The following is a 10,261-nucleotide window of genomic DNA, read 5'->3' on the forward strand; positions in this document are numbered from 1 at the left end:
AATGGCAGTTAATTGTGTATGGTGCGGTAAGAAAATAGATGATGTTGCAGGTCAAGCTACAATGGACACTTGTGATGAGTGTGAGGAGTTTTTTGAAGAGCATATTGATGATATAGCAAAGTCATTAAATGAGCTTCTTAAAAAAAATGAATCTTCTTCTTCTAAACCTGACGAAAAAAAAGCTTGGATTAGCTATTCACTCATCACTGCTATACATATGCTAAGCTCTAAGCCTTGTATTGAGTTTAAGGATTCTAAATATAAAGATATTTTATCAGAATAATTTATGAAAAGAAAATTATTATTGTTTATTTTTATATTATCTATTTTTTTTATTTTGTCTATGTCTAAAAATAAGCAGACACTCTACTGCGAGAGATGCGGTTTAACTTTTAGAAATTTAAATGAATTATTATCGCAAAGATGTGAAAAAGCTTTGGAAGGTCCTTATTTAAATAGGCATAAGCTTTATGAAGGCACAGAAAAAGAGATGTACACTTGTAAATATTGCGGCTATCAGTATAAAACTATAAGACTTTTAACTTCATTAAAATGCACCAAACACCCAGACGGAGAATATAAGGGCGATCATGCTCCGGAATTATAAATAAGTTTTTACTTGATAATAGAAAAAAAATAAAGTATAATCATAGAAATTTAAATAAAAAAGAGGAAAATTGTTTTATGAAACAAACTGTGCTTCTTAAGATATCAGGTGAAGCTTTGCTTGGCGAAAAGGATTATGGCATAGATAATAATGTTGTAGACAGAATAGCTATGGAGATGAAAGAGGCTGGAAACAATACTCAAATAGCTGTTGTTGTGGGAGGAGGCAACATATTTAGAGGAATGCAGCTTTCTAACAAAACAGGTATGGTGAGAGCTACAGCGGATTCTATGGGTATGCTTGCTACTATAATGAATGCCATTGCTTTGAAAGACAGATTTATGGCTGCTGGTACTCCTACACAAATACTTTCTGCTTTCAATATTGAAGGAATGATAGAGGGTTTTGAAAGAGATAAGGCTATTCGTATATTGGAGAGGGGTAATGTGCTTATAATAGCTGGAGGCACATCCAATCCTTACTTTACTACAGACAGTACTTCTATATTAAGGGCTTTAGAGATTGGTGCTTCTATTGTGTTAAAAGGCACTAATGTTGATGGCGTTTATAATAAAGACCCTAAAACCAATAAAGATGCTGTTATGTATAAAGAAATTACTTTTAAAGATGCTATTAATCAAAACCTACGTGTTATGGATATGACTGCTTTTGCTATGGCTAATGATAACAATATGCCTATAAGGGTTTTTAATATGAATAAGATGGGCAATATTACAAAGGCTATTAAAGGCGAAAATATAGGCACTTATGTTCATAATTAAAATATAAAGAAAAAATAAAATTAAGGAGATTATAATGTTTGATTTATTTTGGGGGGCTGGAATAGCACCTATGTTTGTTGGAATAATAATTATAGTAATATTTTTAATTATTTTCTTTAGATTTTTCCCATTAGGTTTATGGATTACAGCTTTATTTTCTGGGGTGAGAATTAGTATAATTACTTTGCTTACTATGCGTTTGAGGAGAGTTAATCCTTCTTTAATAGTGTTAAATCAAATTAAGCTATGGAAGGCGGGATTAAAAATAAACAGTAATGAACTTGAGGCACATTATTTAGCTGGAGGTAATCCTACTGCTGTTGCTGATGCTTTGATTGCTGCTGACAAGGCTTCATTAGATTTGAGTTTTGAGAGGGCTGCTGCTATAGACTTAGCTGGCAGAGATTTAGTTGATGCTATAAGAACATCAGTTTCTCCAAGAGTTATAGCTACGCCATTAATTGCTGCCGTTGCTAAAGACGGTATACAGGTAAAGGCTACTGCGAGGGTTACTGTTAGAACAAACATTAACAGGCTTGTTGGCGGTGCTGGAGAAGAGACTATTATTGCAAGAGTAGGCGAGGGTATTGTTACTACTATAGGAAGTGCCGCTACACATAAAGAGGTATTAGAAAATCCTGACAGAATATCACAGGTTGTTTCTGCTAAAGGGCTTGATTCTGGTACTGCTTTTGAGATACTTTCTATAGATATTGCTGATGTTGATGTTGGAAGCAATATTGGTGCAGTTTTACAAATTGACCAAGCTGAGGCAGACAAGAAAATTGCTCAGGCTAAGGCGGAAGAGAGACGCGTTATGGCTATTGCCCGTGAACAAGAGATGAAAGCTCAAGTTGAAGAGATGAAGGCTAAAGTTGTTGAGGCTGAGAGTCAGTTGCCGCTTGCTATTGCTGAGGCTTTGAAAAAAGGTAATATTGGCGTATTAGATTATTATAACATGAAAAATATTATGGCTGATACTGAGATGCGTTATAGTATATCTGGAATGGATACTACAAGTAAAAATAATTCTTCTAATAAATAAAAATAATAATATATAAATAATTGGCAGGCTATAAAATATTTTAGTCTGCCTTTTTATTTGTTTTTATGCATCTTTTAATATATAATAGTTCTTATGAAAAAAGAGAGAAAAGAAATTTATTTAGATAAAAATGAAAATCCATATGAGCCTTCAAAAAATATTATAAAAGAGCTTGAAAATTTTGATATAGAGTCTTTTAGGCTTTTTCCAAATTATAGTGCTAAAGAATTAGACTTAGCCATGGCGAATAATCTCAATATTGATAAGGATAATATTATATCTGTTAATGGTATGTATGAGGCTTTTTATTCTATATTAAATTCATTTGACAATAGAAAAATATTATTACAAGAGCCTTATAGAGATTTATATAAAAACATTTTGGAATATTCAAAAATTAGTTTTGAAACTATTAAAATGAAAGATGATTATAATATAGATTTAGATGCTTTCAAGAAAATAAAAAAAAGCATAATAATAACAAGCAATCCTAATGCTGAGACAGGTCTTTATATAGAAAATATAGAAAAATATATAAATAATAATAATATATACGTGTTAGATGAATCTTATATAAGCTTTGCTTGGGATAGTGCTGTGAGGCTAATAGAAAAATATAATAATATAGTTATAATATATTCTATAGCACATTCTCATTCATTATCAGGACTTAATATAAATTTTTTAATATCAAATAAAATTAATATGGATAAGTTTTCTAATATAAGACAGAAATATGGTATAAACAAATTATCCGAAACAATAGCCATCGCTTCAATTAATGATAAAGAAACCGTTTTAAAAAATATAAGTTCTATAGTATTAGAGAGAGATAAAATGGAGACTTTATTGAGTAAAGAAGGCTTTTTAGTGTTGCCATCAAAGACAAATTTTCTTCTTATAAAACACCCAAATAAAAGCTCTAAATATATATATGATGAGCTTAAAAAGAATAGTATATTTGTAAAAAACTATGATGAGAATAACGTATTAAAAGATTTTTTAAGAGTTACCATATCAGATAGTAAAACAAATACTATATTGCTAAAAGCTTTATATAATATAATTAATTAATAGCTTCAGAACCGCCTATAATATCAAGAAGTTCATTAGTAATATGTTCCTGTCTAGCTCTGTTAGCTTTATTTTTTAAGTCTTCTAAAAGTCTTTCTGCATTATCAGTGGCGTTTCTCATAGCAATAGCTCTTTCAGCATTTTCTGATAAAAAAGAACTTGTAATCATAAAATAAAAATAAGTTGTTATAGCTAAAGGTACAATCTCTTTTAATACATCTTCTCTATTTGGTTCTATTAAATAATCAAGCTGTTTTTTTATTTTTCTTCCTTCTATGTCTTCTTCATCTGGAATCATAGGTATTAAACTTTTTATTTTAGGTATATGCACCACTCTTGTATAATATCTTGTATATATAACTTCTACTCTCGAAGCACTGTCTATAGCATAATCATGCATGAAACGCTGTACAACTGTTGCACAATCATCAAAAGTGGACTCTTCATCTATACGAGGATATTTACGTGATATTGGTATATTTTGTTTTTCAAAGTATACTTCACCTTTTTTACCCAATACGTGAAGCTCAACAGTTCTTCCATGTCTGTAATGGTGTCTAATTCTCTCCATTGCCTCGTCTAATATTTTTGTGTTATAAGAGCCGCATAAGCCTCTGCTTGATGTTATTACAAATAATATGATGTTTTTTATTGTCTTTTTAGGAGAGAGTAGTGGGTGTAAATGGTCCATATCTGAATGAGAAAGCTCTTCTACTATTCTATTTAATTTTTGTGTATAAGGTCTCATACCTTGCTCTACTGCAAGTATTTTAGCAGTTTTAGAGCGGGCTATCATATCCATAGTTTTAGTAATTTTATGCGTGCTTGTTACAGCTTTAATTCTTGCTTTTAATACATTAAGTTTCTCTGCCATATTATTTTACCTCTAAATCTTTATATAGCTTATCTATTATATCATTATCAATATTTTCATCAAATTTACGTGCAAATAAATTATTATTAATATTGTTTTTTATATTCTCATAATCTTTCATTTTTAGATTAAATGGAGCTCCGCCATCCCATATAATATATCTAAGACAATCATTCACACAATTATCTTTAAACTTGCTATTGAGGAGTATTGATTGAAAATAAAACTCATCACTTCCCCAAGTATAATTAAATCTTTTAAGAAAGTTAGGATTTTTTTTCGTATAATCCAATATATATTTAATAGCATCATTAGTTAAATTCCACCACTGCGAACCATAATAAATATTTTCCGGAGTAGTGCGTTTTATAGGCGGAAATTTAGATATTAATTCTCTTATATTTCTATGAAAAATTAGTCTATACAATTTACCAAAATTATAAGAATTTAATCTAAAACTCATTTCATTGTAAAAACCTTTATCATATTTTATATTTTTGAAAGATGTAAACTCTTTATCTTTATTTAAATCAAAAAAATCAATTATTTCTTTATTAGTTTTTAATGGAATATCTTGTCCGCTAATAAAAACATATCTGTCGTAATTATTTTTCACAGCCTCTTTAATTAAAAATAAAGTGGCAATGACTAAACTAACATCTCCGTGATAAGTTTTAAATCTTTTATAAATATTTACATTGTCAAAGCTTTCTATATTTAATTTATTTCTTTTATCTATATGCACATATAAATCAAAATCAGTTTTAAGATGATTAATTAACCTCATAATCTGATTGTGATTCTTATGTGCCAAGATTAAAATACAATTTTTATTCATTATTAGAATTTAGCCTTAAACTCTTCTATGATGCTGTTAAGTTCATCAACATTTTCAATATCTTTCTTTTCTTTTATGCTGTCTAATATATACTGCTTATTAGCTTTCATATATTGAAGAAGTCTCCATTCAAATTCAGGCACTCTTTCTAATTCCACATTATCCAAAAATCCCTTTGTAGCGGCAAACAATATAACAACTTGCTCCTCCATAGGTATTGGACTATATTGTTTTTGTTTTAGAAGCTCAACCATTTTAGCTCCTCTGTCTAATTGAGCTAAAGTAGCTTTATCAAGCCCTATACCAAGCTGAGAGAAAGCCTCAAGAGACCTATATGATGCCAAATCAAGCCTCAAAGTACCAGCAACTTTTTTCATAGCCTTAGTTTGAGCATTACCTCCTACACGTGAAACAGATATACCAACATCAATAGCAGGACGAACACCGCTCATAAATAAACTTGGAAGCAAATATATCTGTCCGTCTGTAATTGATATTACGTTTGTAGGAATGTATGCAGATACTTCATTGTCTTGAGTTTCAATGATAGGCAAGGCAGTTAGAGAACCTCCTCCTAATTCATCGCTCAATTTTGAAGCTCTTTCTAATAATCTTGAATGCAAATAAAATACGTCACCAGGAAAAGCTTCCCTTCCAGGAGGTCTTCTAAGAAGAAGTGATATTTGTCTGTATGCATTAGCCTGTTTGGATAAGTCATCATATATTATAAGAGTATCTTTTTTCTCTTCATACATAAAATATTCAGCCATCGCACAGCCTGCATAAGGAGCAATATATAGTAGCGGAGCAGAATCTGAAGCAGTAGCTGCAACTACTATAGTATAATCTAAAGCACCATGCTGTCTTAAAGTTTCAACAACACCCGCAACAGTAGAAGCCTTTTGACCTATAGCTACATATACGCATATAACACCAGTATCTTTTTGATTGATGATTGTATCAAGAGCAATAGATGTTTTACCAGTGCTTCTATCTCCAATAATAAGCTGTCTCTGTCCTCTTCCTATAGGTGTCATAGAATCTATTGCCTTTATACCAGTTTGAAGCGGTTGCTTTACAGCCTGCCTATATGCAATTCCCGGAGCAGGATATTCTATTACTCTTCTTTTGCTTGTAGTAATATCGCCCTTACCGTCTAAAGGAACTCCCAAAGGATTAACAACTCTTCCTAAAAGCTCTTCCCCTACAGGAACTTCTAATATTCTTTTTAATCTGCTAACCTTACTTCCTTCTTTTATGCCGACATAGTCTCCTAATACAATAGCACCAATAGTCTCTTCTTCCAAGTTAAAAGCTATTCCTATAGCACCGCATTCAAATTTAATCATCTCATTAGCCATAATGTGCGGAAGTCCAACTATCCTTGCTATACCATCACCAACCTCTACTACAACTCCAACTTCATTAGGAGCAAAGTCTGCTTTGTAACTTTTAATCTCCTCTTTAAGTAAAGCAGCAATTTCATTAGCTTTTATATTCATAAAATCTTTCCTTAAAAATTATTAGCAAAAATTATTCTATAATTATTCTGCAAGAAGAGAATCTTTTAAACTGTCTAAAAGTCTCTTCATACTATAATCATATATAATATCTTCTATTTCAACTATAATACCGCCTATAATAGATTCATTAACATCAATGTAAAAATGAACATTCTTATTAACCATCTTTATAATATCTCTTTTCAATTCTTCAATATCTTCCAACTCTTTAGCAATCGTAATTCTTACAGATAATATATTATAAAATTCATTACATAAGTTTTCATATTCTACTATTATAGCAGGCAAAATATTAAATAAATCTTTCTCTATTAGTATAGATAATAAATTAAGAGCTTCTGTAGAGATGTTGTTTTCATATACTCTTCTAATAACATCAACTCTCATGTTTCCATCTATAAAATTTGAAGTGAAAAAAGAAAAAGTATCCTTATCTTCAAATAGAGATGAATAAATAATATCAAAATCTTTTTTAATAATATCTATTTTTTTTAATTCATTAGCCGCATCAAACATAGCCTTAGCATAGTTTTTAGCACTTGCCTCATTTTTTACTATACGCTTAAATCTAGCGGTTTTTTCTTTCTGAACTTCATTAAATATTTCAGTTTTTAAATTTTTAAAAATTTCGGCAGTTATAGGATTCATATTTTCCTCTATAAGCTAATTATTAAACAAATCTATTTTTCATCATGTTTATTTGATTCTTTATACTATAATCATAAACCGTATCGCCAATATTAACTATTATACCGCCTATTAAAGTATCATCTGTTTCTATAACATAATCTATTTTTTTATCAGAAAATGATTTTATAGTATCTATTATTTTTTTTACAGCCTCTTCTTTTATGCTGCATGCACAAATAATTTTTACTCTAACAGTATTATTGTGTTCATCAAGCATCTTGCCGTAAATATCTACTATATTTGACAACTCATTTATAATCTCATTTTCTATTAGTATGCTGATAAAAGAGAAAACCTCTTTAGAAAATATAGGTTTTAACTTTTTTTCTATAAGTTTAATTTTTTCTCTTTTATCTATTGTCTTATCAGCGAAATATTTTTTTATTTCTTCATCTTCAAATAATTTACAGCATTCTTTAAGCTCATTATATGTTTCATTTATTAAAGCAACTTCTTTAGCTATATTAAATATAGCATTAGCAGCCGGCGTCAATAATTTTTCATCATTATTCATTTTAATAAAGCCCTATTTTTATAGAGATACATATTTATTTATTGTTTTCTTTTTCAAAATTATTTACAAACTCGTTTATTAAAGCCTGATTATCATCTTTATCTATATTTCTTTTTAATATAGTTTCAGCCATAACAACAGCAATATCCACAGCCTGTTTTCTCACATTTCCCATAGCCTCATCTTTAGCTCTATCAATTTCAGAGAGTATTTTGTTTTTATGGGACTCAGCCTCTTCACGAGCATTGCCGATAATTTTATCTCTAACCCTATTAGCCTCAATCCTAGCATTTTCTATTATAGAACTAGCCTCTGCCTTAGCATTATCTATTTGTTCCCTATATGCAGCCAAAGATTTCTTAGCATTTTCCCTAGTTTTTTCTGCTTCTTCCAAGTCCTCTTGTATCTTATCTGCACGTGCATTTAACCCTTTAAGAATAATCTTCCAAGTAGAAGCTCCAAGTACAGCAAGAACTAGTAAAAATGTAATCCAAGTCCATATAATAATACCCGGATCTATTTTTAAAAGTGCCATAGGTATTTACCCCCATTTATTATAATCAATACTCTTAAATATTACTTTGTAAATAAAGCTAAAATACATATAACTAAAGCAAATAAACCAACACCTTCTATTAAAGCAGCAGAAATAAGCATAGCTGTTTGTATCTTACCAGAAGCTTCAGGCTGTCTAGCAATACCTTCAACTGCTCTCGAACCTATAAAACCTATACCCAAACCAACTCCAATAGCTGCAAGTCCTGCTCCTATAGTAGCTCCTATTATAGCAAATTCCATTTTTTTACTCCTTTATTAAAAAATATAATTTAATTTATAATTAATGCTCATCGCTAATGGCAATCTGTATATAAACCGCCGATAACAATGAGAATATATAAGCTTGTAAAACAGCAACAAACATCTCAAGTACATATATAAAACTCAAGAATAATACCGCAAAAGGCGAAACCAATAAACTTCCAGACATAATGATAAGATAAGGTATTACTATCATCATTATATGTCCGCCTGTGATGTTCGCAAACAAACGTATCGTTAAAGCGAATGCACGGTTAAACAAAGTGATAAACTCTAAAACCCATATTATAGGTATTAAAGGTATTGGAAGACCTTTTGGTACTAATTTTACCCAATATTTTATTATTCCTTTCTTTCTTATTCCTGCGAATATGTAGACAATAAATACTAATAAGGCAATAGCACCGGTAAAACCAATATTAGCTCCTAAACCGCCTGCCAAATAAGCATAATGACCATCTTCTGTGGGTACTCTCAATAAAGCAGGTAAAAGACCTAAAAGATTAGAAAAAAGTACAAACAAAAATACAGTCAAACAAAAAGGCACATATTTTTTACCTTCTTCTCCCAAAGCTGCCCCTATGACATCTTTGTTCATATAGTCTATTATAATTTCTAATATGTTTTGCAAATATGTTGGCTTATTAAAAGGTCTTTTTAGTTTATGAGCCAAATATTTCATACTAAGTATTGATAAAATACCTGCTACTGTTACCAAAATAATATGTTTTGTTATTTTAAAATCAAAATCTATATAATGTCCTAATTTTATTGGAATGGTAAGAAAGGGATGTTCTGTATTATCTCCTATCTCTTCCATAATATAGTCATTAATGCTTATAGAAGCATATGCATGGCTATTTGAAAAAACACTAAAACAAATTAAAAACATTATAAAAACATTTCTAATAAAAATTAATCTATTCATAAGTTCTTTTCTTTAATATAATTTGATATTAATTGTATAACTATTAAATAAAAAATCAAGAATTATTTTACAACTTTTCTAAAGCTTCTGATACTGTATTAAATATAGGAAAGAAGCTAATTATTTTAGTTAATTCAAAAACTTTTCTCACATTTTCTGTAATTTTAACTATTCCTATTTTTCCATTTACTTTTTTGAAATGCCCCATTTCAAATACAAAAACTCCTATTCCGCTGCTGTCTATATAATATACATCTTCCATATCTATAATGATTCTTTTTGCACCGAAGTCTATTTGAGAATTTATAGCATCTTTTACATCAGTAGAGCTATAAACATCAATATCTCCAACTAATTTTATTACAGAAGTATTATTTTCTAATTCTTCAATACTTATATCCATTGTAAAAACTCCAATAAAATTGTATAAAATTATATATATAAAAATTAACATATATGACAATTTTTTACAACAATATTTTAAAAACACTTTTGTTTAGGAGCCATACATATTGCACGTTTTTTAGTTTAAAAAAAGCAGGTATTCCTTATAATTTAATTAACTAA

The 10,261-nt window shown here is 29.6% G+C and carries 14 protein-coding genes; 5 read left to right on the forward strand and 9 right to left on the reverse strand.

The features are described from left to right. The first annotated feature begins 1 nt into the window (after position 1). From Q0H31_RS07640 to Q0H31_RS07660, 5 genes are all read left to right on the forward strand, one after another. Positions 2–283 (forward strand): hypothetical protein, encoded by a 282-nt coding sequence (locus tag Q0H31_RS07640; protein ID WP_101503786.1) that lies wholly within the window; start codon positions 2–4, stop codon positions 281–283. A gap of 3 nt (positions 284–286) precedes the next feature. After that, positions 287–607, forward strand: coding sequence for a hypothetical protein (locus Q0H31_RS07645; protein ID WP_295296951.1), 321 nt, complete (start codon positions 287–289; stop codon positions 605–607). A 77-nt stretch (positions 608–684) separates the two neighbouring features. Continuing rightward, positions 685–1,389, forward strand: a complete 705-nt coding sequence (gene pyrH / locus Q0H31_RS07650; protein ID WP_295296952.1) for a UMP kinase — start codon at positions 685–687, stop codon at positions 1,387–1,389. A gap of 34 nt (positions 1,390–1,423) precedes the next feature. Next, positions 1,424–2,434 (forward strand): flotillin-like protein FloA, encoded by a 1,011-nt coding sequence (floA, locus tag Q0H31_RS07655; RefSeq protein WP_295296954.1) that lies wholly within the window; start codon positions 1,424–1,426, stop codon positions 2,432–2,434. Between the two features lie 93 nt (positions 2,435–2,527). Continuing rightward, positions 2,528–3,508 (forward strand): aminotransferase class I/II-fold pyridoxal phosphate-dependent enzyme, encoded by a 981-nt coding sequence (locus tag Q0H31_RS07660; protein ID WP_295296956.1) that lies wholly within the window; start codon positions 2,528–2,530, stop codon positions 3,506–3,508. Here Q0H31_RS07660 and atpG read toward each other — a convergent pair. From atpG to Q0H31_RS07705, 9 genes are all read right to left on the reverse strand, one after another. Continuing rightward, on the reverse strand, positions 3,501–4,382 hold the full coding sequence (gene atpG, locus Q0H31_RS07665) for an ATP synthase F1 subunit gamma (RefSeq protein ID WP_295296958.1): 882 nt from the start codon (positions 4,380–4,382) through the stop codon (positions 3,501–3,503). The genes Q0H31_RS07660 and atpG overlap by 8 nt on opposite strands. Before the next feature lies 1 nt (position 4,383). Then, entirely contained in the window at positions 4,384–5,220 is an 837-nt protein-coding gene (locus Q0H31_RS07670; protein WP_295296959.1) for a beta-1,6-N-acetylglucosaminyltransferase, read from the reverse strand. Between the two features lie 2 nt (positions 5,221–5,222). Further along, positions 5,223–6,722, reverse strand: a complete 1,500-nt coding sequence (atpA, locus tag Q0H31_RS07675) for a F0F1 ATP synthase subunit alpha (RefSeq protein ID WP_295296960.1) — start codon at positions 6,720–6,722, stop codon at positions 5,223–5,225. A gap of 42 nt (positions 6,723–6,764) precedes the next feature. Further along, positions 6,765–7,391 (reverse strand): ATP synthase F1 subunit delta, encoded by a 627-nt coding sequence (gene atpH / locus Q0H31_RS07680; protein WP_295296962.1) that lies wholly within the window; start codon positions 7,389–7,391, stop codon positions 6,765–6,767. Positions 7,392–7,413: 22 nt separating this feature from the next. Then, positions 7,414–7,947: an ATP synthase F1 subunit delta gene (atpH, locus tag Q0H31_RS07685; protein ID WP_295296964.1), complete on the reverse strand. Its 534-nt coding sequence runs from the start codon at positions 7,945–7,947 to the stop codon at positions 7,414–7,416. Positions 7,948–7,981: 34 nt separating this feature from the next. Continuing rightward, on the reverse strand, positions 7,982–8,482 hold the full coding sequence (atpF, locus tag Q0H31_RS07690) for a F0F1 ATP synthase subunit B (protein ID WP_295296965.1): 501 nt from the start codon (positions 8,480–8,482) through the stop codon (positions 7,982–7,984). Between the two features lie 41 nt (positions 8,483–8,523). After that, positions 8,524–8,745 carry an ATP synthase F0 subunit C gene (atpE, locus tag Q0H31_RS07695; protein WP_013243520.1) on the reverse strand — a complete coding sequence of 74 codons (222 nt, stop codon included), beginning with the start codon at positions 8,743–8,745 and terminating at the stop codon, positions 8,524–8,526. A 40-nt stretch (positions 8,746–8,785) separates the two neighbouring features. Further along, on the reverse strand, positions 8,786–9,694 hold the full coding sequence (gene atpB / locus Q0H31_RS07700; RefSeq protein ID WP_295296968.1) for a F0F1 ATP synthase subunit A: 909 nt from the start codon (positions 9,692–9,694) through the stop codon (positions 8,786–8,788). Between the two features lie 67 nt (positions 9,695–9,761). Further along, positions 9,762–10,097: an STAS domain-containing protein gene (locus Q0H31_RS07705; RefSeq protein WP_295296970.1), complete on the reverse strand. Its 336-nt coding sequence runs from the start codon at positions 10,095–10,097 to the stop codon at positions 9,762–9,764. Between the last annotated feature and the right edge of the window lie 164 nt (positions 10,098–10,261).

Source organism: uncultured Brachyspira sp., from assembly GCF_934747485.1.
Lineage (GTDB): Bacteria > Spirochaetota > Brachyspiria > Brachyspirales > Brachyspiraceae > Brachyspira.

Coding starts and splice junctions, on each gene's coding strand:
- Q0H31_RS07640 (WP_101503786.1), top strand. CDS start 2: ATGGCAGTTAATTGTGTATGGTGCGGTAAGAAAATAGATGATGTTGCA.
- Q0H31_RS07645 (WP_295296951.1), top strand. CDS start 287: ATGAAAAGAAAATTATTATTGTTTATTTTTATATTATCTATTTTTTTT.
- pyrH (WP_295296952.1), top strand. CDS start 685: ATGAAACAAACTGTGCTTCTTAAGATATCAGGTGAAGCTTTGCTTGGC.
- floA (WP_295296954.1), top strand. CDS start 1,424: ATGTTTGATTTATTTTGGGGGGCTGGAATAGCACCTATGTTTGTTGGA.
- Q0H31_RS07660 (WP_295296956.1), top strand. CDS start 2,528: ATGAAAAAAGAGAGAAAAGAAATTTATTTAGATAAAAATGAAAATCCA.
- atpG (WP_295296958.1), bottom strand. CDS start 4,382: ATGGCAGAGAAACTTAATGTATTAAAAGCAAGAATTAAAGCTGTAACA.
- Q0H31_RS07670 (WP_295296959.1), bottom strand. CDS start 5,220: ATGAATAAAAATTGTATTTTAATCTTGGCACATAAGAATCACAATCAG.
- atpA (WP_295296960.1), bottom strand. CDS start 6,722: ATGAATATAAAAGCTAATGAAATTGCTGCTTTACTTAAAGAGGAGATT.
- atpH (WP_295296962.1), bottom strand. CDS start 7,391: ATGAATCCTATAACTGCCGAAATTTTTAAAAATTTAAAAACTGAAATA.
- atpH (WP_295296964.1), bottom strand. CDS start 7,947: ATGAATAATGATGAAAAATTATTGACGCCGGCTGCTAATGCTATATTT.
- atpF (WP_295296965.1), bottom strand. CDS start 8,482: ATGGCACTTTTAAAAATAGATCCGGGTATTATTATATGGACTTGGATT.
- atpE (WP_013243520.1), bottom strand. CDS start 8,745: ATGGAATTTGCTATAATAGGAGCTACTATAGGAGCAGGACTTGCAGCT.
- atpB (WP_295296968.1), bottom strand. CDS start 9,694: ATGAATAGATTAATTTTTATTAGAAATGTTTTTATAATGTTTTTAATT.
- Q0H31_RS07705 (WP_295296970.1), bottom strand. CDS start 10,097: ATGGATATAAGTATTGAAGAATTAGAAAATAATACTTCTGTAATAAAA.